This window comes from Labrenzia sp. ATLA3, from assembly GCF_057180185.1.
The window spans coordinates 441,193-466,597 of sequence record NZ_JBXUKV010000007.1 but is presented as its reverse complement, the minus strand read 5'-3'; the positions used below and the strand labels follow the sequence as shown (position 1 = coordinate 466,597).

Here is a 25,405-nt window from a genome sequence, read left to right as displayed (position 1 = left end):
AAGTAAAGGACTAAAGATGTCAATTGGATTTCGTATCAAGAACCGCGTGAACGTGGCTTCCAGTGAGCTGGTCAGGGAATTCGCCAAATTGCCGGTGGCCAACGTCTCCGACGCCATGTTCCGCATGACGGCAGCGGGGCCGACGCTTCGGCCCATGCATCAATCAGGCGGAATGGCGGGTGTTGCCCTGACGGTCAAGGCGCGTCCCGGTGACAACCTGATGCTGCACAAGGCAATCGACATGGCGGTCCCGGGAGACGTGATCGTCGTCGACGCCGGAGGGGAACTCAGCAACGCGCTTATGGGCGAACTGATGCTGGCCTACGCCGTCAAGAAAGGTGTCGCCGGATTCGTCTTGAACGGCGCCATTCGCGATGCGGACGCATTTGTCCAGGTCAACTTGCCGACTTTTGCTGCCGGCATTACCCACCGCGGTCCTTACAAGGACGGGCCGGGCGAAATCAATGTTCCCATCAGCATCGGCGGGATGGTGATCGAACCGGGCGACATCATGATCGGCGATTCCGATGGCGTGCTGGCAGTGCCGATCTCTGACGCAGAAGAAATACTCAAAAAGACTCAGGCCAAGCAGGACGCGGAGACGCGGCAAATGCAGGCCATCGAAGACGGTACCAACGACCGCACCTGGGTTGACGCAGCCTTGAGAAAACTGGGCTGCGAACTCCCAGCGAATTAAGAACATGAACTGGAGGAACAACATGTTGAAATTTTTACGGAAAACAGCCCTGACAGGCGCCATGGTCCTTGCAGCAGGCACAGCCTTTGCTGCGGACTATCCGGAAAAGCCGATTGAAGTGATCGTCGGTTATTCCGCGGGAGGAGGCACGGATGTCATGGCGCGCACGGCGGCTCCGTTCATCGAGAAATATCTCGGTGACGGCGCAAGCCTGGTCGTCAAGAATATGCCGGGCGCGAGTGGTCAGATCGGCGTCACCGCGGCGGCGTCGGCCGACCCCGATGGTTACACGCTCGGCACGTTCAATCTTCCGGGCATGATGGCCCGCACGATCGACCGCAAAGCCGACTACGATGCTGACAGCTTCACCTATCTTGCCAATGTGGTGAACGATCCGAACGTGATCGTCACGTCCAAGGCGAGCGGCCTGGATACACTCGACAAGCTCCTTGAAGAAGCCAAGGCCAATCCCGGCTCAATCACCGTCGGCATGTCCAGCCTTGGCGGCGACGATCATTTCGCGCTCATCAAGCTGCAGAACCTGACCGGAACCGAATTCACCATCGTCCCGTTCAAGGGCTCTGCTCCTGCACGTACTGCACTGATGGGTGGCCACGTCGCCATGGGCATCTTGAACATTTCCGAAGTTGCGGAATTCCAGGACAGCCTGAATGTTCTCGGCGTTGCGACCAATGAGCGTTCAGAATTCGCACCCGACCTGCCGACATTCAAGGAACAGGGGCTGGAACTCGTGAACGGCTCCATGCGTGGCTTCATTGCTCCGGCGGGGCTGCCGGCGGATGTGCAAGAAAAGCTCCTGGCCGCGTTCGAGCAGTTAAAGGACGACCCGGATTTCCTGAAGGCCATGAAGGAAACGGCGAACCCTGTGGAGGTCGTCACCGGCGATGATTTCAAGGCTCTGACCATAGACCTCCACGCTCTTGCGCAGGATGTCTGGGAAAAGACTCCCTGGAACTGAGCATTGATCATGGCGCGAGGACCATTGTCCTCGCGCCACATATGTCAACCGTTTACCGATGGCGGAATCATGTCCGAACCCCGCATAACTCGTCCAGAGACCCTGACAGCTATTGGCATTATCATGGTTGCAGGCGCTTTCATGATCCCTGCGGTCGAACTCAAGGCAATTTCCGCTTTGCTGCCGATTGCCATGCTGGTTGGCCTCATCGTGCTGTCAGTGTTTTTGTTGATCAGCGACCAGCGAAAAGCCTCCGCGGGTGAACCGGCGGAACCGATGACGAAATCGCCTCGGCGTGTGGCCGGTGCCTTTCTGTTAATCGTGGCTTATGCGGTCGCAACCGATTTCATCGGCTTTTATGTGTCAACGGCAGTCGCCATTCCGCTCGTCGCCTACATCTTCGGGTTTCGCAATCCGCTCGGGCTCGCCGTGGCAACCGTGATCGCCCTGGGGACGATCTACCTAATCTTCGACTTTGGCATGTCTCAGGAATTTCCGGCCGGCCGTTTCGGGTTGAGGTGAACCAGCATGTATTCCGATCTTCTTCATGCATTGCCCGATGTTCTGAATTTCAGCAATTTCGCGGCTGTAGTCATCGGCGTAATAGCCGGCATCATCGTGGGTGCCATGCCGGGTCTGAGCGCTACGATGGCGATCTCGGTTCTGGTTCCCTTCACATTCGGCCTTGAGCCACTTGTCGCACTTGGTCTTATGGCCGGTATCTACAACGGTGCGATGTATGGCGGCGCCATCCCGGCTGTTCTGCTGCGCATTCCAGGCACGCCTGCCGCCGTTGCCACCACCTTTGACGGCTATCCGATGGCCCAGAAAGGTGAGGGCGGATATGCTTTGCAGGTGGCTGTGGTATCTTCAGCATTCGGCGGCATTGCCAGCGCCTTTGCGCTCATGCTTCTGGCCCCGCCGCTCTCCAAGGTGACCCTGCTTTTCGGCCCGTCGGAAGTGTTCTGGGTTGCGGTTTTCGGCCTTGCCAGCATTATCTTTCTGCTCGGCAGCCATGTGATCAAGGGTCTCGTCAGCGCCTGCTTTGGTGTCTTCGTTTCCGTCATCGGCTCCGATCCGATTTATGGCAACGACCGCTTTACGTTCGGCCAGCTCGAACTTCTGGACGGCATCAGCATCGTAATTCTGCTGGTCGGGCTTTATGCGTTGCCCCCAGTAATCGATCTTCTGGAAGTGCCGCTGAAAACCGATGGGGTCAGCGGCAGCAAATTGGGTACGGAGCCGATCTGGCGCACCCTGCCGCGCATGAAACGGTTCTGGAAAACATGGATCCGTTCTTCGCTGATCGGCATATGGATCGGGATCCTGCCGGGGGCCGGCGGCTCGATGGCGGCTTTCATGTCGTACAATGAAGCGCGGCGCACCTCCAAGACACCGGAAACCTGGGGCAACGGTGAGCCGGAAGGTGTGGCAGCGTCCGAGACGGCCAACAATGCCGACACAGCATCGGCCCTCATCCCTGCGCTGACGCTCGGTATCCCGGGCACCGCCGTTGCCGCTGTCATGCTTGGCGGCCTCCTGATTCACGGTCTGCAGCCGGGACCGATGCTTTTCCGCGAGAACCCGGACATCGTGTTCGGCTTCATGTGGCAGTTCCTGTTCGGCGCGATCCTTCTGATCTTTCTTGGCGGTTCGCTGGCAACCAACAGCTTTGCGCGGCTTTTGAACCTGCCGCGCCCGCTTCTCGGCTCCGTGATCATCGTGCTGATGCTGATCGGCGTCTATTCGATCCACGGGCGGATGTTCGACGTCTATCTGATGCTCGGTTTCGGGGCGATCGGCTATGTCATGGACAAGCTGAAATTCCCACTGCCACCGGTCGTTCTGGGGCTGATACTTGGCGGGTTTGCCGAAGAAAATCTGCGGCTGGCACTGCGCATCGGCCGGGGTGACTGGACGATCCTGTTTGCAAACAAGACAAGCCTCGTTCTTGTTGCGCTCACGGTTTCCGTGATCATCGGTCCGATCATCAAGCGCCGCCTTGAAAGAAAAAACAATGCCGGCAAAGAGAGCTGACCGATGACGCAGCTCAACCCGCATTTCGTGGTCCGTGAGGATTGGCTGGCAATGGTGCAGGAAGACATCATTTCCCCCGACCAGCCGATCCTCGATGCACACCACCACCTGTGGGACAGGCCTGAAGGGCGCTACGGTGCCCGGGAATTGCTGGATGACGTGTCGTCCGGCCATGACGTCAGGGCCAGCATTTATGTTCAGTGCCGCACCGGATACCGGACAGAGCTGGAGCCCCCGCTGCAACCGGTCGGTGAGGTTGAAACGATACTGGCCTGGTGTGAACGCCAGCCGAATTATCCGGCCGCAATCGTTGCTTTCGCAGATCTGCAGTTGGGTCGCGACGTTCGCAAAGTCCTGGACAGACTGATCGAAGCCGGACAAGGCCGGGTTTGCGGCATACGCAACACAACCGCCTATCATGCCCATCCTGCGGTCCGCTCCAACCCGAAGCCGCCACCCGACGGGCTGCTTCGAAGTAGCGCGTTTCTTGCTGGTGCACGGACACTCGCGGACCACGGTCTGAACCTCGACATATGGGCCTATCATACGCAGCTCGGTGAGGTGTTCGACCTGGCGGCCGCAGTGCCGGATCTGACTGTCGTCATCGACCATTGCGGCGGGCCTCTTGGCGTCGGGCCCTATCGCCCCGGAGACCCGGAGGTTTTCGCAAGCTGGCGGGACGATATTACGTCTCTGGCGAAGCTGCCGAACACGAGGATCAAGATCGGCGGCTTCGGGCTGACGGTTCTTGGACATCGCTATGCCGACGCGCCGATGCCTCCGTCATCCCAGATGCTTGCCTCCGATTGGGCCGCTTGTTTTGACCATTGCCTGGAAAGCTTCGGCCCGCAACGGGCCATGTTTGAGAGCAACTTTCCCGTCGACAAGGGGCAGTTCGGCTACAGGACGCTCTGGAATGCATTCAAACGCCTTGCCGGCGGTCTTGGCGCGGAGGAGCGCGACGACCTGTTCTGGCGAACGGCCGCGCGCTGTTACGGCATCAACGAACAGATTTTTTTCAAATGACACTGGGAGGAATATGTCATGAAGAAACTAATTGCAGCTCTTGTGGTGACGACATTCACGGCATCGCCGGTTCTTGCCGAATTTCCTGAAAAGCCGATCGAGGTCATTGTCGGTTACTCGGCCGGCGGCGGAACGGATGTGATGGCCCGCACGGTGGCGCAGTTTCTCGAAAAGGAACTGGGTGACGGCGCATCTGTCGTCGTGAAGAATATGCCGGGGGCAGGGGGGCAGATCGGCTTTACGGAAGTGTCCAAGGCCGATCCCGACGGCTACACGCTGGGAACTTTCAACCTGCCGGCGGCCCTGGCGCTGACCAAGGATCGGGAGGCTGACTACGACGTCACGAGCTTTACCTATCTGGCCAATTTCGTGGAAGATCCAAACACGGTTGTTGTCAGCGCTTCGTCGAACTTCGAGACGCTTGACGAATTCCTGGCGTGGGCCAAGGAAAATCCGGGAGCAACCACCTTCGGACTTTCCTCGCTTGGCGGCAATGACCACTTCTCTGCCAACATGATGGCCGCGGCATCCGGGGCTGAGTTCACGCTCGTTCCCTTCAAGGGAGCTGCCATGGCACGGACAGCTTTGCTCGGCGGACACGTGTCGGCAGGCACAATGGCGCTGAGCCAGACCACAAAATTCAAGGACGACTTGCGTGTCCTTGCCGTTTTGTCGGACGAGCGTTCGCCTTTCCGCCCCGAAGTTCCAACGGCAAAGGAGCTCGGCTATGACGTCCAGATGTCGTCACTGCGCGGCATCGTCGCTCCGGCAGGACTGGACGCCGAGGCCGCTGACAAACTCCGGGCCGCGCTGAATGCCGTTAACGAAAACCCGGACTTTCAGAAGATGATGGCCAAACAGGGTAACCCCATCGCCTTCATTTCCGGAGATGCCTTCGAACAGCTTGCGAAGAAGCAGGGCGACGTTGCGCAGGCAATCTGGGACGAAACCCCCTGGAAATGACGGGCCTGCCTTGAATGCACGCCCTGAACCCATAAGAACTCGAAGGAGGAGTAAAATCATGAAACTCACAACTCTCGCCGCCGCAGCCGCACTGCTTGCATCCACGGCGATTGCGCAGGCCACTGACTGGACCGCGTACACCTATTCGTCGGTTTCGACGACATCCGCCGTCAAGGGCATGAAGCGTATCACCGAGCGTGCTGCTGCGGAAACCAACGGTGATCTGAACATTGATCTGCACCTTGGCAAGACCCTGCAGATCGCATCGTCAGACATCACCCAGGCCGTTGGCGACGGGATCATCGACATGGGGGCCGATTTCTTCTTTTCCGGCAACGTTCCGGTGGCACGGGTTCTCAACCTGCCGATGCTGATCGAAAACGATGAAGAATGGGCGAAAGCCTACGAGGCGATTGAACCGACCCTGGTCGAGGCTTTCGCGGAACAGGGTGTGGTGTTGCTGGGAGGCTATCGTTATCCGGAACAGACGATTTTCACCACGTTCGAGATCAACAGTCTGGCGGACCTCGAAAGCCACAAGATCCGTGTGACCTCTCCTGAACAGGGACATTTCATCGAAGAGTTCGGCGGTGCGCCGATCACGCTGTCAGGCAGCGAAGTGCCGACCGCCCTGGAGCGTGGCGTGATCGAGGGCGTGCTGACCGCCAGCGCGGGTGGTGCCAAGAACTGGCATGAATTCCTTCCCTACAACTACCGCTTCCCGGTGAACTACGGGAACTCGATGATCATCGCCAATGCCGACAGCTTCGAAGCGCTCTCTCCGGAGACGCAGGAAACACTGCGCAGCATCGTTGCCGAAGAAGGCCCGAAGACGACCGCCGCTTTCCTCGAAGATGAGGAAGTGCAGAAGAAGTCACAGGCTGAAGCCGGAATGACACTGGTTGACATTTCTGACGGCGACCTGGCCGTGGCACGAGAAAAGCTGGCTCCCTATTGGGAAGCCTGGGCGGAAGAAAACGGCCCGGAATATGTGGAAGCTCTGAAAACCGTGCGCCAGGCAATCGGCAAATAAGATGCGAGACGATGGAACCAAGGGATCGGCTTCGGCCGGTCCCATATTTGAAGCGGCCGCACAGGGCACGAAGATCGCAACCGGTATCGTTCTTTCGGCACTGGTCGTTCTCGTGTGCACGGAGGCGTTCCTGCGCAGCGTCTTCAACTACTCGTTGGGTTTCGCCGAGGAGTTGACGGGATATAGCGTCGTGATGCTGACCTTCTTCGGTGCCGCGCTCGCTTTGCGCTTCGGCGTGCTGTTCCAGGTGAATTTTCTCTTCGACAGTTTTCCGGAAACCTTGCGCACCTGGATCATGCGTCTTTTTGTTTCCGTGGCCCTGATCATCTGTTTGGTTCTGATCTGGAAAACAAGCGATCAGGTGCTCAGTTCGTTCGGCCGGAACAAATTTGCACCCACAGTGCTGCGCACACCCTTGTGGGTTCCCCAGCTGCTGATACCGGCCGGTTTCACGCTCATCAGCGTCTTTCTGGTGGAAAAACTTCTTCTTACATTCGACAGTTTCAAGGCGAGGCAGTGATGGAGGTGATCCTTGCATTCGGGCTTCTTATCGGCCTCATCGTGGGCGGCATGTGGGTGCAGTTCGCTGTCGCCGGGGCCGGGCTGTATTATATCTGGCTGCTCAAGGGGTTCGCCGGATGGAAGGCGCTCGGCATTGTAAGCTGGGGCGCGGCCAACAGCTTCACGCTGGCGGCTATTCCGCTCTTCGTGCTGATGGCTGAAATCCTTCTGGGCTCCGGTCTTTCAACGCGGCTTTACAACGGTGTGGCGCCTTTCATGCGCCGTCTGCCCGGTGGGCTGTTGCACACAAACATTGCCGGCAGCGGCATATTCGCGGCCATTTCAGGGGGAAGCGCACCGACGGCAGCAGCCATGTCCACCGTCGCGCTGCCCGAGCTCTCCGCGCGCGGCTACAACACGCGGCTCGTGGCCGGTTCACTGGCCGCCGGAGGCACGCTCGGAATTCTCATCCCGCCTTCGATCACGATGATCATCTACGCCACGTTTACGGAAACCTCGATTGCGCGCTTGTTCGCCGCCGGCCTGGTACCGGGCATCGTGCTGGCAGGGCTCTACATGGGCTTCATTATTCTGCGCGTCTTGCTCAACCCCGACCTCGCACCAAAGGATACGACGCGAAGCACACCAGGGGAGCTTGTCCGTTCTCTTCTTGATATCGTGCCGTTCCTCTTGCTGATTTTCATTGTGCTTGGAAGCATTTACGGCGGATTTGCAACGCCCACGGAAGCCGGTGCGGTCGGTGTCGTCGGAGCGATCGCCATTGCCGGGATATACAAGCGGCTGAGCTGGTCTCTGCTTTCGGATTCCCTAGTCCGCACTGCCTCCATGAGCGGCAATATCCTCTTTATCGTATTCACCTCGATGATCTTTGCCTACGCAACAGCGCTTTCGGGTGTGGGCGAGGACCTCGTCGAGGCCCTGAACAACGCGGAAGTTTCGCGGCTAACCTTCCTGCTCATCATCATGGTGACCTTTGCCATCCTGGGATGCTTCATGGAAGGTCTGGGCATGATCGCGATCATTGTCCCGGTCATCTTTCCGGCACTGATGGCACTTGGCGTGGACCCGATCTGGTTCGGCGTTTTCGTTGTGATCCTGGTGGAACTCGGGCAGCTCACGCCGCCCCTGGGCGTCATCCTGTTTGTGGTTGCCAGCTCATCGGAGAAGGTAAAAGTGGAAGATGTCATCATGGGCACAATTCCCTTCTTCGGCATCATTCTCTTCTTCATGCTGCTGATGATCGCGTTCCCGCAAATCGCGCTCTTCCTGCCAACGCTGACATTCGGATAAAGGTCATGGCTGCAACGTACCCCTTTCCAGAACCTGCGGTCCTTGACGCCGAGGTTTTCACTGAACTTCCGCCGACCCTTCGGTGCACCGGCGTTTCGTCCTATTGGGCGGAGCGCAATCGCCGGGGGCAGACGGCGGACAGCTTTCTGGAAGGGCCGTCTTTCGACCGGGAAGGAAATCTGTGGTTCGTCGATATTCCCTTCGGACGGATTTTCCGCGCCACCCCTGAAGGGGAAATCAGCCAGGTCGCGGAGTATGACGGCCAGCCGAACGGCTTGAAGATCCATGAAGACGGCAGGATTTTCATCGCGGATTTCCAGAACGGCATCATGCAACTCGACCCAAACAGCGGCAAGGTCACCCATGCGCTGCGCGATTGTGATACGGAAGGTTTCAAGGGCTGCAACGACCTGCATTTCGGCAAGGATGGGGCGCTCTATTTCACGGATCAGGGTCAAACCGGGCTGCAGGATCCAACGGGCCGGGTTTATCGCTGGCAGCCCGAAACCGGTGCGCTGACCTGCCTGATCGACAAGGTGCCGAGCCCCAACGGGCTGGTGCTCGATATCGCTGAACACACGCTCTTTCTGGCTGTCACCCGGGCCAACGCCGTTTGGCGATTGCCGCTTTCGGTCAGCGGCCGCGTCAACAAGGCCGGCCTGTTCATCCAGTTTTCCGGTGGCCGGGCCGGGCCGGACGGTTTGGCGCTAACCTCACAGAATGGGGTCGTCGTTTGCCAGACCGGCATGGGGTTGGTCTGGGTACACGACGCTCTTGGGCGGCCGATAGCCGTTGTGCGTTCGCCGCGCGGCCTCGGCACCACGAACTGTGCGTTCGGCGGACCTGGCGGCCGCTCGCTCTTCATCACGGAGTCCGATAGCGGGAGCATTCTTAAAGTCGATTTTCCCGAAAAACTGGGTATCTCCGGGGCGCCGATGTTTTCGGGCGCTTGCGGATAAGGCGCTCAGGTCGGGTCAAGAATATCTTTGCTGACCTCGTCCAAAGCCCGCAAACCGAGAAGCCCGAGGTCGCGGTGGACCTCGGTCTTCAATATGTCGATTGCTCTGGTGACCATCTGCTGACCTCCGACGGAGGCCGCAAACAGCATGGGGCGGCCGACGAAGACAAAGTCTGCCCCCAGTGCCAGCGCTTTCAAGACGTCCGTACCGCGCCGGAAACCGCCGTCGACCATCAGGGCCATGCGGCCTGCTTCCGGCAGGGCGGCCTTCAGCGCCCGCACGCCACTGATTGCAAAATCGAGCTGCCTGCCACCGTGATTGGACAGGATGACACCGTCGCAGCCGAGCTTGCGGGCGCGTGCAACATCTGAGGCGGCCAGGAGCCCCTTGATCACCAGCCGGCCTTTCCAGAGGTCGCGGATCAGCTTCACATGCTCCCAGTTCAGGTGATCCTTGCGGCCAAAATCCCGCACCGCTTTTTTCGAGATGATTGGCGCTCCGCGTTCGGCATAGGAGTTCTCGAAATGCGGCATGCCGCGCGCCATCAGGCTTCTCACGAACGTGCCGAATACCCAGCGTGGGCACCGGGCGAAATCCCAGATCATGCGCGGTGACGGCCGCAACGGGGTGGAAAAACCTGCACGCAGAATGTTTTCCCGATTTGCCAGAACCGCTGTGTCGGCGGTCAGGACGAGAGTCCCGTATCCGGCGTGTGCCACCCGGCCGACCAGCGCGCCAATGCGATCCGCCTCACCGGGGAGGTAGGCCTGAAACCAGGCCTCGGGATTGACCTCCAGCACCCGCTCCATGGGCGTTAGCGAAGATCCGCTGAGGACAAAAGGTATCTGGGCATCAGCAGCGGCGCGCGCCAGGACCACATCGCCGTCCAGCGCAATCAACGCGGAGATACCCATCGGAGCAATACCGAAGGGCGCCTGCCATGTCTGACCCAGAAGCGGGCGTGCGATCGTGCGTCCTTCGACGCCCCGAAGCACCTGTGGCACCAGCCGAAACTCGGAAAATACGTCCCGATTGTCGGCATAGGCCGAGGATGTTTCCGAAGCCCCGGCCACATAACCGAACAATGGTCTTGGTAGACGGCGGCGCGCGGCAGCTTCGAAGTCATCCAGGTTCAGGAACATGTCATGGCCTCTGGAAGCCGTACAGCCTTTCGGGATTCAACCATGTGCAGGCATGAAACTGCTCCGCGGACATCGCGCGCCTGAGAAGGTCAAGCATGGGTGGAATCTCGGGCAGGGGCGATTGTGTCATCACATGCGGCCAGTCGCTGCCCCAGATGCATTGCGCGGGATAGTCTTGTGCGATCTGCTCCACAATGGATGTCAGGTCATCATAGTGCCCGATCCTATGACTGACGCGTGTCGGCGAAAGCTTGACCCAGACCCGTCCTGAATCCATCAACCGGCGCAGCCTGAAAAAATCGTCCGGCCTGGCCGGGTCAATATGCGCGATGTGATCGAGAACCAGTTGCACGGTTTCCGGCAGATGAGCCAGTTGTCTGGAGATTTCGTCCAAACTCGCCGGCTCTGTGTTCAGTTCCAGATGCCAGCCAACGGATGAGGCACACCGGGCAAGATCCTGCAGCTTATCTAGCTCGCTTTTTCCAAGTCTGACCCGATCCTGCATCCTGATGGCCCTGACGCCTGCCAAATGTAGCGCTTGCAGATCGGCGTTGCCGGGATCGACATTTGCAACACCGCGCAGCGCAAGGTCCGTTTTCTGTCCCAATGTGCCGACAAGTCTGCTGTTGTCGGTTCCGTCGACGGAGGCCTGGATTATGACTGCGCGTCTGACCCCGAACGGCGTTGCTTCCTGCGCATAGTCGGTGATGTCCACCGGTGGCGGTGCATAGGCTCCACGGGTGGGCTCCGGAACTTTGGAAAAGGAATGGATGTGGCAATCACAGATCATGCCAAGATTTTCCGTTTCATCCATTGCTGTCGTCGGTCCCGTTTTTAAAATGGAAGAAAGTGCTCGCAGCGGTGCAGGCCACGATCAGGGCAAGCAGAATGAGCGTAATCGGCGAGTCCGCAAAAATCCGGAAGCTTCCGCCGCTGGTCAGCAACGCCTGACGTACGCTTTGTTCAAAAGGATGCCCCAGAATCAGACCGATGAGCAGCGGTGGCAACGGAAACCCGCTGCGACGGAACAAAAATCCAAAGACACCGGCACCCAGCATCACCCAGACATCAAAGAGGCTGTTGTTGACCGAAAATGCTCCGAACAAGGCCAGAACCGCGATGGTTGGCAGCAGGTGCCTTGGACGAATGCGCGTCACATGCACGGCCACGCGGAAGAGCAGCAGGCCGAGGATGACTGTGGGGATGGACGACAGCAGGAGGGCTTCGAAAATGGCGTAGACCTCCAGGCCATTCTTTTCAAAAAGAAATGGTCCGGGCGCAAGGCCATGCAACATGAAAGCCCCGAGGATCACGGCCGTTACCGCATCCCCGGGAATGCCGAGCGCCAGAGTGGGCACGAGAGCGCCACCCGTTACGGCATTGTTGGCCGCTTCGGGCGCCGCAATCCCTTCCGGCGCTCCCTTGCCAAAGGTATCCGGTTCCTTGGAGCGGGTGCGCGCCAGATTGTAGCTCATGAATGCCGGAACCGTGGAACCGACACCCGGCAGAATGCCCACAAATGTGCCGATCGCGGAAGAATAAAGAAGCGTCAGCCGCATGCGCCAGAATTCGGCAAAGCTGACATGGGAGGACCGCAGCGCCGGTGTTTCGTCAGTGTTCACGTCCGCTATGCGGTTAAACACCTGCAACAGGACCTCGGACATGGCAAACAGTCCGATCAATACCGGAATGAGCTGAAACCCGGATTCCATGGCAAAGGAATTGAAGGTGAAGCGCGGTGTTCCGCCGATCGGGTCGAGACCGACAAAACCGGCGCACACACCAACCAGAACCATGATCAGCGAATCCAGTTTGGAACCTCCGCCCAGAAGCACGATCACCAGGAGGGCAAACAGCATGAGCACGGCCATTTCAGCCGGCCCGAAATCAAGTGCCAGCCGCGCAAGCGGTTCGGCCAGCGCCATCAGAATCAGACAACTGAAGATATTGCCGAATACGCTGGCAAAGAGCGCCAGCCGCAAGGCACGCCCTCCCTCGCCGCGTTGTGCCATGGGAAACCCGTCAAGCGCGGTTGCCGCCGAAGAAGGCGTGCCCGGCACATTGAGGAGAACAGCCGAGATCGATCCGCCGAAGATGGCTCCCTGATAAACGCCCAGCAACAGAATGAGCGCCGGAATGGGCTGCATGGCGAATGTGACCGGGATGAGCAGCGCAATGGCCATGGTGGGCCCCAGCCCCGGAATGGCCCCGATTATGATGCCGGTAATGATGCCGGTCAGTGCCGCAGCGAGGATCCACAGATCCAGCAGTTGCAGAAATGCGTCCCAAAGCAATTTGGAAATCCTTACCTGGATCTGACACGAAAGCCGTCAGGGCAGCGGGACATTCAACCCGTAGCGCCCGCCGTAATAGACCGCGAAGGCCACAACCAAAGGAAGGCCGATCACGAAAACAGGCCGACGTTCCCCCAGTGCCAGCGTGGAGACAAATGCAACGAAGACGGCACCTGGCAGAAAGCCGAAATACGTCATCGACCACAGTGCAGCGGCCGACGAAAGCACCACTATCGCAACCCGCACCTGACTGCGTGCCGGACCAACCGGCATTTCCGCCGAATTCAGGTTCAGCACAAGCCGCAACGCGGCGGCCACCGCCAACAGACCGAGAACCACCATGGGAACCGTGCGTCCATCCGGCCATTGGTTTCCGAAGCCGAACACCTGAATCTGAGTGTCCGCCACGTACAGACCGGCAAGCGCGCCGACCAGCAGGAGAATACTGGTCAGCGCTGGCATACCCGGCTGAAGGCGCTTTGCCACCGAGCGAGCAGTCATTTAGTTGGATTGCCCCATTTCCTTGGCGATTTCCTGATAGGCCGTGAAATTCTCGGCAATCGTCTTCTTCAAGTCTTCGCCAGACATGATGCGAACCGGCTGACTGAGCTTGGTCATGAATGACTTGAACTCATCGGAACTGGCCACTTCCGTGAAGGTCTCTTCCAGCTTCGCAAGAATTGCCGGATCGGTTCCAGCCGGCGCGAGGATGCCCACGATCGAGGGAAATTCGGCGTTGTAGCCAAGGTCCTTGAGCGCTGGCGCATCAGGAAATTCCGGGTCGCGCGTTCCGTCCAGAACCGCCAGAAGGCGAAGCTGATCGTCTTTCACCAAATCGCGATAAGCCGGCACAAGCGCAACGTCGACATGACCTCCCAAGACGGCGGCCGTTGCCGCAGAAGCACCGTCGAAAGGTACGTGCTGAAGGGCACCGCCGGACTGGTTGGCAACAGATGCGAACGCCAGATGCGCTCCGCCCATGGCGCCCGCGGTGCCATAGGTCAAGGCCGAGCCGGACTTGGAGGCTTCGATCAGGTCTTCAAAACTCTTGTATGGGGAATCCGCTTTCACGAGCACGCCGTGATAAGGGCCGGAATAGTTCAGAACCGGAGCGAAATCCGTCAATGTGTCATAGCCAACCGGGCGCAGGGCAGGCGTGACGAAGGAAGGCGACGACGTTGCTGCGATGAGCGTGTAGCCGTCGGGATCCGCCGCAGCAACCGCACGCATGGCATTCGTGCCGCTGCCACCCGGCATATTTTCGACAACAACCGGCTGACCCAGCAACTTTTCTGCCTGTGATGCCAACTGACGCGCCGAAGTGTCGGTCGTTCCACCGGCTCCGTAAGGAATGACGATCTTGATAGCACGGCTCGGATAGTCATCCGCCGCATGCGCGGCAAAGGGTGAGAGCAGCATGGTTGCGGCAAGCGCAAGGCCGAAACGGCGTGTGATTTTCATGTTTTCCTCCACAAGTGACCGCTCTCACCGGCGCCAAATCATGAACGCAGGAAAACTGAAGCGATCAGAATTTCTTAATTTCGACACTTCGTAACGCAATCCCATTGGCGTAGTCGATACACCGAATTCGGTCACGAGCTTCATCAGCCTAAAGAAGTGTCAGCCTCCAGGGCCGCATCATATGCGGAGTTGCGCTTAACAAAAGCGCGTAATTTTTCACATTAAGATTAGAAAAACTGCATCAAAGCAGGCGGATTTGTACCGCGCGTGTCGCAAAGTGCCTTGAATTTTCCCTCCGGAAAGAACGCTCCTTTATCTGAAGGTCAACGGCGTTTCGCATCCTACGTTCGAACTGACGTGCATTTAAAGCGCGAGACAAAGCAAGTGCTGGCGCCTGAGAACTGTGCTAGCATTTCCTAAGATCAAAATCGCGAGGAGGAGCGGGATTTTGTTGCACGACGCCCTCTTGCGGGATGCCGGAGGTCGGTTGATCCGCCACGGATCCGCCACGCGGTCCGCAGATTGGGACGAGGTGGAGGCCTTCTGCCAATCGGTCTACATGCCTTACAGGGTGCGGCCACTGGTGAGGTTTTCACGCCCGGACGCCACAATGATAAGTGCTCGTGCAGGGCGCCTGACCATGACGCGTTTTTCCTACGGCACGGGAATCCATCTCGACCAGTTCGATCCGCAGGCCGGAAACATTCTCGTGCTGAACACGTTGCAAGGGGCGCTTGACCACCAGACGGATGGCGGATCGGTCGCCGCCGGCGCCGGGGACAGTTTCGTGGTGGATTGTTCGCGAACGGAATACTGGCTGGAAGGCAATCCAGACCATATGCAACTGAACCTGACCATCCCGCATCAAGTCATCGCCGAGACGGCAGAACGCTGGTTCGGTTTCGTACCGGATGACGGGTTATGGACGCGGCGGGTCAAGTTCGGTGGACCGGGCTCAACCTGGTTGTCGTTACTGGACTACGCAGCGCGGACGTTGGTTCAGGCCGGCAGCGGTGCAAGCGATGCTGCCATGGCGCGTCACATCGAAGAGATGCTCTGCGTCGAATTGCTCCGGCAGTGGGCCGGGGCGGCGGGATTTTCCCTGCAAAATGGCGCGCGCTGTGCGGCTCCCGGATATGTCCGCCGGGCAGAGGAAATCATGGAAGCCGAAGCCCGCGAAGCCCCCTCCATCGGCGATGTCGCCCGGCGTGTGGGCGTCTCGGCGCGGACGCTTTCGGGTGGGTTCAGCCGGTTCCGCGGCCTGTCGCCGCGTGCCTTCCTTGCGGCGCGACGGCTGGAAGGCTTCCGCAGGGACCTGGAGACGCGACCAGAGGAAGAAACTGTAACCGCGATTGCCAGCACCTGGGGGTTCAGCAATTTCGGCGCGCTGGCCGGGCGCTATCGCGAACGGTTTGGCGAAATGCCCTCGCAGACGCGGGCGCGGGGCGCGCGCAGGTAAATCGGCTTCCGAATTCGGACAGGTCCTGCCGCTGGGTGACAGCCCGGCCCTCATTGGACAGGCATTCTCGGATGCACTGTTCAAGGGAGGACATCATGAAGGACATTCACACCGAAAACCTCGTATCGGCGCTGGACAAGATCTTGCGCGGAGTTACCACGGGACCGGCACGCGTTCCGGGCGTCGTTGCAATGGTCACGAACAGGGAGAACGACATCTACAGCGGCGCGGCGGGAGAACGCCGGCTGGGCGATGAGGAGATGACAGAGGATACGGTGTTTGCCATCTTTTCCACCACCAAGGCCATCACGGGAACCTGCGCGCTGCAATGCGTGGAGGAAGAACTGCTGGATCTTGACGCGCCCGCAAAGGACTACGCGCCCGCCCTCGGCGACCTGCAAGTGCTGGAAGGCTTCGACGCCAACGGCCAGCCGCGCTTGCGCGCGCCGAAATCCGACGTCACGACCCGGCAGCTGATGCTGCACACCGGCGGATTCGGCTACGACTTCTTCAACGAGCTTTACAGGCGCATGGCCGAGGAGCACGGCCAGCCGTCGGTCGTCACGGGTACCCGCGCTGCCATCGAGACCCCACTGCTTTTCGACCCGGGCGAGAAATGGGAATATGGCACCAACATCGACTGGGTCGGGCAGGTGGTCGAGGGTATCCGGGGCAAGCGGCTGGGCGAGGTCATGCGGGAGCGGGTCTTCGACCAGCTTGCCATGGACGAGATCGCCTTTACGCGCTCTGACGCGATGAAGGCCCGTACAGCCACGATACACGCGCGCGGCGAAGACGGCTCGCTGACGCCGATGGATGATTTCGCCCTGCCGGACAACCCCGAGGTCGACATGGGCGGTCACGGTCTCTACGGCACGATCCCCGAGTACATGAAGTTCATCCGCATGTGGCTGAACGACGGCAACGGTCCCAAAGGCCGCGTGCTGAAGCCCGAGACCGTCGAATGGGCGGTGAAGGGCGGTCTTACCCCGCCGCAGAAAGTGGTGATGCTGCCGGGTGTGATCCCGTCGCTTTCGAATGATGCGGAATTCTTCCCGGGCCTCGGCAAGGACTGGTCCTATACCTTCATGGTCAATACCGAGGAAGCCCCCACCGGCCGGCCCGCGGGCGCCATCGGCTGGGCCGGGCTGGCGAACAGCTTCTACTGGATCGACCGTGCCGCCGGCGTGGGAGGTTACTGGGCGACACAGATCCTTCCCTTTGGCGACCCGACCTCCTTTACCGGCTACCTCGATTTCGAGACTGCGGTCTACGACGCGATCCGCAACAGCTGATCTACTCTGCACGGGGGCGGCACAACCGCCCCCGATTTCGTTTTCGCATGTCTTTGGGAGGAGGATGCGTAATGAGCGAGTTCATCAATTACCAGGAACTGCCCGACTGGGTGCCGGGCCGGGTCTTGCTGGCCAGCGACGGGCTCGGCTGGAAGAACGTGGCCTGTCGGTCTTACCACTACGAAGGTCAGGACGTGATCGTGCCGAGCATGAAGGACTTCTTGCTCGTTGGCTATCGCAACGGGGTTACGCCGATGCAGCGCCGCTATGAAGGACGCTGGACCCGTGAGACACTCGGACCCGGCGCTGCTTCGCTTTTGACCCGGGCACAGCGTGTGAACTGGAACTGGATAGAGCCCATCGATGTCACTCATGTCTACCTGTCCGGCGCGCTGGTGGCAGAAGTGGCAAGCGAGGTGCTGGACTGCGCTGTCACGGAGGTGTCTCTCGCCGATGTGCTGCGCACGGAAGACCCTGTCATGACGCTGGCCATGGAGCAGATCGCGCGAGAGGCCGAGACAAAGGGCCTCGGCGGAGCGCTCTATGTCGACAGCGTGTCACGGGCGCTGGTCGTTCATCTGCTGCGGCGCTATGCCGATATCCGAAGGCCGGTCACAGGTACGGATGGTGCGCTGACCGCAACACAACAACGCCAGATCGTAGAGTTCATCGATACCCATCTCGCCAGCGGGCTTGACCTGAAGTCCATGGCGGATGCGCTGGGTCTGACACCCTGCCTGTTCGCCCGCCAGTTCCGCAGCAGCTTCGGCAAACCGCCCTATGCCTTTGTCACCGCACAGCGCATGGCGCGGGCACAGCGCCTTCTTGCATCCACGGATGCACCGATAAAGACCGTCGCACTCGATTGCGGCTTCTCCGACCAGGCCCATCTGACGCGGATGTTCCGTGTTGCCATCGGCAAGACGCCCGCCGTCTTTCGGCGGCAGACTCAATAGGCCACCGGTCGGCGCCGGACGCAATGGTCAAGGCACGGCGGGTCCGAGAGCAAGACCCGCCGCAACCAGGATCACTCTGCCGGTTCTGTCACCACGGGCACCTTTGTCATGGCAAACCCCTCGTAGCCCTTGTCGGCGATCTCCTGGCACTTCGCCCGGTACGTCCCGACGCCGCCCGTGTAGGACAGGACACGGCGCGGTTTGCCCGCCACGTTCGCGCCGTTGTACCAGCTGTTCGTCTTCGCGATCAGCGTGGCATTCGCCGTCTCGTCGTGGTGCCTCACCCAGGCGTCCTCCGCTTCTGCGGTGGGCTCCATCACCGAGGCCCCCTTGGCGCGTATGGCCCTGATGCACTCCGCGATCCACTCGGTCTGCTGTTGCAGGCAAGTGGTCATGTTGCAGAGTGCTGCGGAGGGTGCGAGCGGTGCACCCGTCATGAAAAAGTTGGGAAAGCCGTACTTCTGCATACCCAGGGTGGTGCGGATGTCCTTGTCCCACTCGTCCTTCAGCGTCATGCCGTCACGCCCGTGAATGTCGATCCGAGACAGGGCGCCAGAGCCCGCGTCGAAGCCGACTGCCATGATGATCACGTCGAGCGGGTAGATCGTCCCGTCCTTCAGTTTCACGCCCTCTGGGACGATCTCGGCAATCGGATTTTCCTTCACGGGGACAGCCTGGACGTTGTCCTGCAGGTAGACCTCAAGGTAGTTCGACTCCAGCGGCACGCGGTGGGTTCCGAAGCCATAATCGCCCTTCTTTGGCACGAGGATATCGATCAGCTTCGGGTCCTTCAGCCGGGCTTTCATCTTCTCCCGCACGAACTCGCTGATCTCCTCATTGACCGCCTCGTCGAAGAACATTTCGCCGAAGGACGCCAGCCAGAGTTTCAGCGAACCGTCAGCGTGTGTCTCCTCGAGGATCGCGCGGCGCTCTTCGGGTGTGCAATCGGCCCAGGTGTGCTCGAAGTCGTACTCGAAGCCGGTGAAGGTCCTCGGCAGGTTCGAGGTCAGTTCGTCCCATCGCGCCTTGTAGGCGGCCGCATCGGCCGGCCCGTATTTGGGGTTCTTCATCGGCAGCACATATTGCGGCGTACGCACGAAGACGGTCATCGACCCCACGACAGGCGCAATGGTCTGGATCACCTGGATGCCGGTCGCACCGATGCCGATGACGCCCACGCGCTTGCCGTCAAGATCGAGCCCGGCCTTCGGGTAGCGCCCGGTGTGAACGATCTGGCCCTTGAAACTGTTCTGCCCCGGAAAGCGATCCGTCAACGGCGCGGACAGCATCCCGGTGCAACCGATCAGGAACTGCGTGTCATAGGTATCGCCGGTATCCGTCTCTACCGTCCAGCGCCCCGTGTCCTCGCCGTAGACCGCCTTCATCACCTTGGACGAGAAGGTAATGTCCTTGCGAAGATCCAACCGGTCGGTCACGTAGTGCAACCAGCGCTCGATCTCCGGCTGTGTCGGAAAACGTTCGGACCATGTCCAGTCCTTGTAGAGCTTCTCGTCGAACAGGTACTGGTAGATGTAGCTCTCGCTGTCGAACTTGGCGCCGGGATAGCGGTTCCAGTACCACGTCCCGCCCACGTCGGAGCCCGCCTCAACCCCGTGCACCGCCATACCCATCTCGCGCAGCTGGTGAAGCTGGTACAACCCCGCCACGCCGGCACCGATTACAAGGGCATCAATCTTGCGCTTCATCTCTCTCTCCCATCAAGTTTCATCGCAGCCGGTGCGGCCTCCTTTACCGCGGGACCGCTGCGGAGGATCGAGGCTAGACGTGAGAGAGCCGGCACGTATTGAACGTTTCGTCCTCGCGCTTTGAACGAAACGAACGAGGATACGGGGCCTTTAGAACCAGCGAAGGGTTTCAAGAAGGCCCTGCAGCCAGCCGTCCAGGCGTTTGGTTCCGGCACTGGATGGATGATCGGGAAAGCTTTGTCAGACCACGAAATTTGCGACCAGATGCAGCAGGGGAGAGGACGACGAGTGCTTCTTTTGACCTGTTATGTGCCCGCTAGGTAGCCGCAGGCACATTGAGAAAAACAGTCCGTATGCGCGAGTAGTGAGATCCAAATCACCGTTCACCCTCCCAGAAGGTTCTGGTCTCTCACGGGGCTATACCGGCGTATCTGATTTCAGAAAAATCCACCGTTTCTATCTTGTGCGGAAGGTCACAAATCGTCGGAGGTCAGTAAAGTCCGCGAGGTAAGGCTTGGCAACGGCAGCTTTGTCCAATCAGCCGCCGTCTTGCGGCAACGGCCTTCGCGAATTCAACGAATAGCAGCTTCGCAATTGCATTCCGGTATCATCCAGGCGAGTGGACGTCGGCAAACGGTCGGAGCGAGGCCAGTGAAGTCGATCGGATCACAGCGGACCTGCTGCGCCGTAGCAGATCCTCTTCGGGCTCAAGAAGACCGATGCTGCGCATGTTTCGAACGGCTGCTTTAGCTGAACATTGTCAAGTTCAAAGGTTGCGCTTCGCCAAGCCAGAATGCGTTGCGGGTGTGATCAAGGAGATGATCGTCGCTTTTCCCGTGACAGAAGACAATCAGGTCACCTCGATTTTCCATCAACCAGGGCAACAGCTTCCCGAATTGTTCAGGGCTGCAATCCAGTTGGCAGGATGGCATTGAGTGCGGGCCCACAGGTCGCGAGTGCGCACGCCCCATGTCGACGCCAAACAGCTCTGCGGCTTGCCTGCATAAGCTGTGCGCTGCCTCAGCGGAGGAGGGTTCGAAGTAAACATGGGCGTGAAACCCTGTGATCGTAGATTGCGTCACAGACATTCCAATGTCCTTTCTTGTTTAAGCGTGCGCTTGGGCAGCATCGCTTGTCAGGATCTCAAGCCGGGAACCGTGCCGCTTGCGGTACATTAAGCAGGCCCATGCAGTCTAAATCGGTGCCATGATGCCGGCGGTTATCTCGACATGTTCTTTAAGACGGTCGCCGCCAGCATGCTGCGCGATCACAGCCGGGGAAGGTTGCCAGGATTTGACTTTCCGCTCCAATTTCATTGGAGCGGGAGGTCATGTCGTCCTCATCACATTCGATGACTGTCATGTCATGGCGCTGATACGGCATCTTTCCAAGCAGCGAGACCTGAACCTTGAGTTGCTGGCCCTGGTGAATTGCGCCTGATGGCAAGTCACGAAAAGTCAGGAGACCCAAGGTGACGATTTCGAGATAATCGAGATCTGTCACCACTTTGCAAACCTGTCGCGCCGATGAGGAATAGTGATGGGCCAGATGCACGGCTTTCGTCATGGTGTCATCGTTGACCGTGCCGCATGGAAGCCGTCAGCCGTTTGGACGGCCATGTCTTTCAAGCAAACGCGTGAAGTAAAGGGTATCCGCAACTTCCTCAGATTGCTCTGGCCCCACGATGTTTTTGAGAAGTTCAATGGCAGCTGCGTAACTGACCAAGGATCCGTTGCTGGTCACAACGTTGCTGTCCACCACAACGGTGGCTCCGATGTCGACCTTGACCCAGGGATGGTTCAGCTTCAACCAGACCTCACCTCCGGGATAAGTGGTGACATTGACGCCGTTCAACAGACCCGTCGCGGCCAGGACATAAACCCCGGAACAGTTGCTTGCAATCCAGTCTGCCTGCGTCGCCTGTTCCGTGACAAATGCCATGAAGTCCTGATCCTCAAGAATGGGGTCCATGTCATAGCGGCTTCCGACGATGATCACATCCAGATCAGGTGCATTTGCAATCCCGTAATCCGCCTGCAGGGTCAGCCCTTCATGGGTCGTGACCAGGCCGGCCTCTGGCGCGATGGTGACAATCTCATAGCCTGCGATGATCTCGTTTTCGATGGCAACACCAAAGACCTCGAGCGGGGCAACCACATCGCTGGTCAGAACGCCGTCAAACAACATCACTCCGATCCGCTGCGGGGTATCATCCTCGGCCAGGGAGGGCTGCGCCCCGACAAGCAGCGCAATCAAGATCGTGAGGCATTGAAACACAACTCTGACGGGGTCAGGGAGGAATGACGCCGTGCGCAATCGTAGTGAAAGAAGTGCTGGGTTTGGAAGGCAGTTTTCTCGCGTCATGAGAAGCCCTTGATCCTTGATGGGTAAAGAGGAAGGAGATGCGCCGGACGGAAGCGCCGGCGCATCCGAGTTCGTGTTTGAACGGCTAAAGCTGTGCCATTGCGGCGCTGAACTGCGCCTCTGGGTCAGCAGTCACCATGGAAGGCTGGAAGCGGATGAACCGAGCCTCTTTCACGCCGATTTTGTGCAGCCACCATTCCAGATAACGTGCATGGAAATCCTGGCCAAAGCGCGGATCAATACCGGGTTCCCAAACCGCGCTGGAGACAATCACTGTCGCCGTCTTGCCCGTCAGAAGGCCGCTATACCCTGTTTCCGGTGCAAAACCGTAGAGCATTCCAGGCTGCGTGATGATGTCGATATATTGCTTCAAGCGATAGGGAATACCGCTGTTCCACATGGGCACATTGAATACATAGTGATCTGCTTCAATGAACCGGTTGGTGATTTCGGTCAAATGGGACCAGTTTGCCCTTTGATCATCGGTCATCTCTCCCTCGCCAAAGAGGGTCATCTTGGCTGCGGCCCAATCACCATCAAATTGCGGCAACGGCTCGTCCCAAAGATCGAGCGTGTCGATCTTCAAGGTGGGGTCGGCCGCGACCCGTTTTTCAATATGGGCCAGGGCAAGCGCGCGTGACTTTGACTTTTCACCGCGCGGCGAGGCGGAAATGTGCAGGAGTTTCGACATTCTGGCTTAGTTCCCTTTGATTTGTGCCCACTCACACATGCAGCGCGTCACTGGCGCAAAGCTTCCAGATCGATCTCGACATCGACGACCGGGCCAAGACCAAACGCCTTCAACTGGTTCATTCCGAAATCGGTGCCATCGATGGTTGCAGTTGCTGAAAAGCCGGTTTTGATTGTCGAAGCGTCCCAGGGCAGTGGCATTTCATTGTTCCAAACCACGTCCAGCGCGACTTCGCGGCTCACTCCGATCATGGTCAGGTCGCCATAGACAATCGCCGTCCGTTCACCCGTCTGCTCGATCCGGGTGCTGTCGAAGGTAATTTCAGGGAACTCGACAATATTCAGAAAATCGGCACCGCCCATGTCGCGGTCGCGTTGTTCAGAATTGGTGTCGAGGCTTTCGGACTTAATCACAACGGAGACAGAACTGTTGGTGACGTCGTCCTTGTCAAATGAGATGTCACCCGAAACATTTCGAAAAATGCCGCGCGCGTTGGCCCATCCGGCGTGATTGACGCTGAAGGTGACCCAGGTGTGATCTTCATGGACAGTGTAGTGGTCGGCAGCATGCGCCACAGGAGACGTCGTGATGAACAGAGCAGCTGCAATGGCCTTACGTGAGAAGACAGACATAGTTGATCCTTTCAAGAGGGGGGTGGGTGGTTAAAGGGGTCAGAAATTTCGCAGCGCCAGCAGGATGGCGGGGATCCCCGCCAACATTGCGAGCGCTGCAAAAGCAAAGGGTTGAACAAGCATGGGCAAGCGAGAGAGTTTCGCGTCCGCGAGCGGCAGTCCCGCCATCGCAAGAAGGAGCAGATAAGCTGCTGTGCTGAGATTGGTCGCAAAGGTCGACAGCTGGACAAGCAGGATCAGCAACCCACTCTGAACGACCCAGGTCATCATCGGATGGCCCTGGTTCGGCGACCCGTTTTTCAGCGTGGCAACAAACATCGCCAGGGCATATCCGGCCAGCAGCGCAGACAACGACAGCAACACCTGCCCCAATCCAAGAAAGCCACCCAATAAGGCAAGGACGCTTGCCGTCACGCTCATCGCCAGGTGTGCGACGGGCCAGGTAAAGGGGGATCGGGACAGATCTGGTGCTTTCGCCAGCATTGGCGTCCAGACAGCAATTGTTCCCAAAGGCAGAAGCCAGGTCCAGTCAAGCCGACCCGCAGTCAAGGGGCGCAGGACTAGCCATAAAAACGTGACCGCTGCAACAACGGCCAGAAGGGCGGCGCGGCGATATGAGACCTGATTGAAAGCAATGAGCCCGAGCACCGGAATTGCCGCGAGCGCATAGGCAACCTTGTGTTTGGATGTAATCGCAGGAAATGGCGGGAAGCCTTCGTGCAGGAGGTAGATGGCCGCAATGGCGAGACCCATCGTGACTGCCGATACCCTGGGTTCAGCGAAAGCACGTTCCTCGACGAACCCAAGGCCAGATCCAAGAGCGATTGGAGCGACAAAAGCGATAATTATGTCAGCTACATCCATCAGTCTGCCCGATTTCTATAAATTTCCTTCTGGGCTAGACTTAAAGATTTCGCTTTCGTTGATTAAGATGGCTTTCATTGAATGATTATCGCCATTATGGTGTAAATCATGGACCGTATCGATCTTCTGAAAACCTTTCTGAAGGTGGCCGACACCGGCTCGTTCACGGCGGCTGCCGAACGGCTGGACATGACGCCTCAGCTGGCAAGCAAATACATCCGCGCGCTTGAATGCGAATTGGGCGCGCAACTGTTTCACCGGTCCACAAGGCGGGTGAACATGACCGAAACCGGGGTTGCATTCTATGACCGGTGCGCGCGGCTGGTGGAGGACTTCGAGGAGCTCAAAGCCGATGTGCGTCAGGAGCATTGCTCGCCGCGCGGGCAGCTACGTTTGACCGCGCCCCATTGCTTTGGCGGAAAATATCTGGTGGAGGCTCTGGCAGACTTCTCCGCCGAACATACGGAAATCTCGGCAACGCTCGATTTGACGGATCGCTATGTCAATCTTCTGGATGAAGGGATTGACCTGGCCATTCGGATCGGAAACTTGGAGGATTCCTCTTTGCTGGCCCGGCAGATCGGGATGGTTCCCGTTGTCCTTTGCGCCAGCCCTGAATACATCGCGAACGCGCCCGATCTGAATAATCCCAATGATCTTGAAAATCACGCCTGCATCATCGATACGAACTTCAAATCCCAAAACAAATGGACATTTCTGGTAGATGGGCAGCCAGTGACCTACCAGGTTGAAGGGCGTCTCAAGGTCAACAGCGCAAGCGGTGCGCGGACCTTGGCTTTGAAAGGGCAGGGCCTCTTGTTGTCACTGCAATATATGGTGGATGATGATATCAAGTCGGGGAGATTGATACCGCTGTTGCCAGACTACATGGCGACCAAGCTGGCCATCAATGCGGTTTACCCACCCACCCGCCATCTTTCAGCAAGGGTCCGACGCTTCATCGATTTTATGGCAGACCGGTTCAAGCATCTTAAATAGGTGGGCGCACGATCATTGATGCCGTCTGGTTGCAGG

At 58.8% G+C, this 25,405-nt stretch carries 26 protein-coding genes; 14 read left to right on the top strand and 12 right to left on the bottom strand.

Annotation, left to right across the window (positions count from 1 at the left end):
- Positions 1 to 16 precede the first annotated feature (16 nt).
- The 10 genes from AC2A6O_RS21325 (at position 17) to AC2A6O_RS21280 (ending at position 9,506) form a co-directional block, all read left to right on the top strand.
- A complete protein-coding gene (locus AC2A6O_RS21325) occupies positions 17 to 697 on the top strand; it encodes an RraA family protein (protein WP_498930079.1) in 681 nt (226 codons plus the stop codon).
- Between the two features lie 22 nt (positions 698 to 719).
- Positions 720 to 1,676: a Bug family tripartite tricarboxylate transporter substrate binding protein gene (locus AC2A6O_RS21320; RefSeq protein ID WP_498930077.1), complete on the top strand. Its 957-nt coding sequence runs from the start codon at positions 720 to 722 to the stop codon at positions 1,674 to 1,676.
- Positions 1,677 to 1,745: 69 nt separating this feature from the next.
- Positions 1,746 to 2,198 (top strand): tripartite tricarboxylate transporter TctB family protein, encoded by a 453-nt coding sequence (locus AC2A6O_RS21315; protein WP_498930075.1) that lies wholly within the window; start codon positions 1,746 to 1,748, stop codon positions 2,196 to 2,198.
- 6 nt (positions 2,199 to 2,204) lie between these two features.
- Positions 2,205 to 3,713 carry a tripartite tricarboxylate transporter permease gene (locus tag AC2A6O_RS21310; RefSeq protein ID WP_498930073.1) on the top strand — a complete coding sequence of 503 codons (1,509 nt, stop codon included), beginning with the start codon at positions 2,205 to 2,207 and terminating at the stop codon, positions 3,711 to 3,713.
- A gap of 3 nt (positions 3,714 to 3,716) precedes the next feature.
- Complete coding sequence (locus AC2A6O_RS21305) at positions 3,717 to 4,739, top strand: amidohydrolase family protein (protein ID WP_498930071.1); 1,023 nt, start codon at positions 3,717 to 3,719, stop codon at positions 4,737 to 4,739.
- A gap of 18 nt (positions 4,740 to 4,757) precedes the next feature.
- Positions 4,758 to 5,702, top strand: a complete 945-nt coding sequence (locus AC2A6O_RS21300) for a tripartite tricarboxylate transporter substrate binding protein (RefSeq protein ID WP_498930069.1) — start codon at positions 4,758 to 4,760, stop codon at positions 5,700 to 5,702.
- A 58-nt stretch (positions 5,703 to 5,760) separates the two neighbouring features.
- Positions 5,761 to 6,735 carry a TRAP transporter substrate-binding protein DctP gene (dctP, locus tag AC2A6O_RS21295; RefSeq protein ID WP_498930067.1) on the top strand — a complete coding sequence of 325 codons (975 nt, stop codon included), beginning with the start codon at positions 5,761 to 5,763 and terminating at the stop codon, positions 6,733 to 6,735.
- A gap of 1 nt (position 6,736) precedes the next feature.
- Complete coding sequence (locus AC2A6O_RS21290) at positions 6,737 to 7,255, top strand: TRAP transporter small permease (protein WP_498930065.1); 519 nt, start codon at positions 6,737 to 6,739, stop codon at positions 7,253 to 7,255.
- Positions 7,255 to 8,547, top strand: a complete 1,293-nt coding sequence (locus AC2A6O_RS21285; RefSeq protein ID WP_498930063.1) for a TRAP transporter large permease — start codon at positions 7,255 to 7,257, stop codon at positions 8,545 to 8,547. Before AC2A6O_RS21290 ends, AC2A6O_RS21285 begins: the two co-directional genes overlap by 1 nt.
- 5 nt (positions 8,548 to 8,552) lie before the next feature.
- Positions 8,553 to 9,506, top strand: coding sequence for an SMP-30/gluconolactonase/LRE family protein (locus AC2A6O_RS21280; protein WP_498930061.1), 954 nt, complete (start codon positions 8,553 to 8,555; stop codon positions 9,504 to 9,506).
- 5 nt (positions 9,507 to 9,511) lie between these two features.
- Here AC2A6O_RS21280 and AC2A6O_RS21275 read toward each other — a convergent pair whose 3' ends face one another.
- Genes AC2A6O_RS21275 through AC2A6O_RS21255 form a run of 5 tightly spaced genes read right to left on the bottom strand, consistent with a single transcriptional unit; the run spans position 9,512 to position 14,403 of the window.
- Positions 9,512 to 10,648: an alpha-hydroxy acid oxidase gene (locus tag AC2A6O_RS21275; RefSeq protein WP_498930059.1), complete on the bottom strand. Its 1,137-nt coding sequence runs from the start codon at positions 10,646 to 10,648 to the stop codon at positions 9,512 to 9,514.
- 1 nt (position 10,649) lies between these two features.
- Entirely contained in the window at positions 10,650 to 11,462 is an 813-nt protein-coding gene (locus AC2A6O_RS21270) for an amidohydrolase family protein (protein WP_498930057.1), read from the bottom strand.
- A complete protein-coding gene (locus AC2A6O_RS21265; RefSeq protein ID WP_498930055.1) occupies positions 11,455 to 12,942 on the bottom strand; it encodes a tripartite tricarboxylate transporter permease in 1,488 nt (495 codons plus the stop codon). The genes AC2A6O_RS21270 and AC2A6O_RS21265 overlap by 8 nt, the downstream gene beginning before the upstream one ends.
- A 36-nt stretch (positions 12,943 to 12,978) precedes the next feature.
- Positions 12,979 to 13,443, bottom strand: a complete 465-nt coding sequence (locus AC2A6O_RS21260) for a tripartite tricarboxylate transporter TctB family protein (RefSeq protein WP_498930053.1) — start codon at positions 13,441 to 13,443, stop codon at positions 12,979 to 12,981.
- A complete protein-coding gene (locus AC2A6O_RS21255) occupies positions 13,444 to 14,403 on the bottom strand; it encodes a Bug family tripartite tricarboxylate transporter substrate binding protein (protein WP_498930051.1) in 960 nt (319 codons plus the stop codon).
- A gap of 559 nt (positions 14,404 to 14,962) precedes the next feature.
- Between AC2A6O_RS21255 and AC2A6O_RS21250 the strand changes: the two genes are divergently transcribed.
- The 3 genes from AC2A6O_RS21250 to AC2A6O_RS21240 all read left to right on the top strand — a co-directional run bounded on the left by AC2A6O_RS21250 (position 14,963) and on the right by AC2A6O_RS21240 (position 18,113).
- The gene (locus AC2A6O_RS21250; protein ID WP_286192528.1) at positions 14,963 to 15,862 is read left to right on the top strand and encodes an AraC family transcriptional regulator; all 900 of its coding nucleotides are present in this window, start codon (positions 14,963 to 14,965) and stop codon (positions 15,860 to 15,862) included.
- Positions 15,863 to 15,957: 95 nt separating this feature from the next.
- Positions 15,958 to 17,157, top strand: a complete 1,200-nt coding sequence (gene acmB, locus AC2A6O_RS21245) for a methyl acetate hydrolase AcmB (protein ID WP_498930049.1) — start codon at positions 15,958 to 15,960, stop codon at positions 17,155 to 17,157.
- 71 nt (positions 17,158 to 17,228) lie between these two features.
- The gene (locus AC2A6O_RS21240; RefSeq protein WP_498930047.1) at positions 17,229 to 18,113 is read left to right on the top strand and encodes a helix-turn-helix domain-containing protein; all 885 of its coding nucleotides are present in this window, start codon (positions 17,229 to 17,231) and stop codon (positions 18,111 to 18,113) included.
- 71 nt (positions 18,114 to 18,184) lie between these two features.
- Here the strand turns inward: AC2A6O_RS21240 and AC2A6O_RS21235 are convergent, their stop codons facing one another.
- From AC2A6O_RS21235 to AC2A6O_RS21205, 7 genes are all read right to left on the bottom strand, one after another.
- Positions 18,185 to 19,819 carry a flavin-containing monooxygenase gene (locus tag AC2A6O_RS21235; protein WP_498930045.1) on the bottom strand — a complete coding sequence of 545 codons (1,635 nt, stop codon included), beginning with the start codon at positions 19,817 to 19,819 and terminating at the stop codon, positions 18,185 to 18,187.
- A gap of 746 nt (positions 19,820 to 20,565) precedes the next feature.
- Positions 20,566 to 20,907: a DOPA 4,5-dioxygenase family protein gene (locus AC2A6O_RS21230; protein WP_498930043.1), complete on the bottom strand. Its 342-nt coding sequence runs from the start codon at positions 20,905 to 20,907 to the stop codon at positions 20,566 to 20,568.
- Between the two features lie 148 nt (positions 20,908 to 21,055).
- Positions 21,056 to 21,385, bottom strand: coding sequence for a hypothetical protein (locus AC2A6O_RS21225; RefSeq protein WP_498930041.1), 330 nt, complete (start codon positions 21,383 to 21,385; stop codon positions 21,056 to 21,058).
- Positions 21,386 to 21,418: 33 nt separating this feature from the next.
- Positions 21,419 to 22,006, bottom strand: coding sequence for a DJ-1/PfpI family protein (locus tag AC2A6O_RS21220; RefSeq protein ID WP_498930039.1), 588 nt, complete (start codon positions 22,004 to 22,006; stop codon positions 21,419 to 21,421).
- A gap of 262 nt (positions 22,007 to 22,268) precedes the next feature.
- Positions 22,269 to 22,874, bottom strand: a complete 606-nt coding sequence (locus AC2A6O_RS21215; RefSeq protein ID WP_498930037.1) for an FMN-dependent NADH-azoreductase — start codon at positions 22,872 to 22,874, stop codon at positions 22,269 to 22,271.
- Positions 22,875 to 22,921: 47 nt separating this feature from the next.
- Positions 22,922 to 23,506: a YceI family protein gene (locus AC2A6O_RS21210; protein ID WP_498930035.1), complete on the bottom strand. Its 585-nt coding sequence runs from the start codon at positions 23,504 to 23,506 to the stop codon at positions 22,922 to 22,924.
- 39 nt (positions 23,507 to 23,545) lie between these two features.
- Complete coding sequence (locus AC2A6O_RS21205) at positions 23,546 to 24,259, bottom strand: hypothetical protein (protein ID WP_498930033.1); 714 nt, start codon at positions 24,257 to 24,259, stop codon at positions 23,546 to 23,548.
- 219 nt (positions 24,260 to 24,478) lie between these two features.
- Here AC2A6O_RS21205 and AC2A6O_RS21200 point away from each other — a divergent pair, with 219 nt between their 5' ends.
- Complete coding sequence (locus AC2A6O_RS21200) at positions 24,479 to 25,369, top strand: LysR family transcriptional regulator (protein WP_148582359.1); 891 nt, start codon at positions 24,479 to 24,481, stop codon at positions 25,367 to 25,369.
- Positions 25,370 to 25,405: the final 36 nt, after the last annotated feature.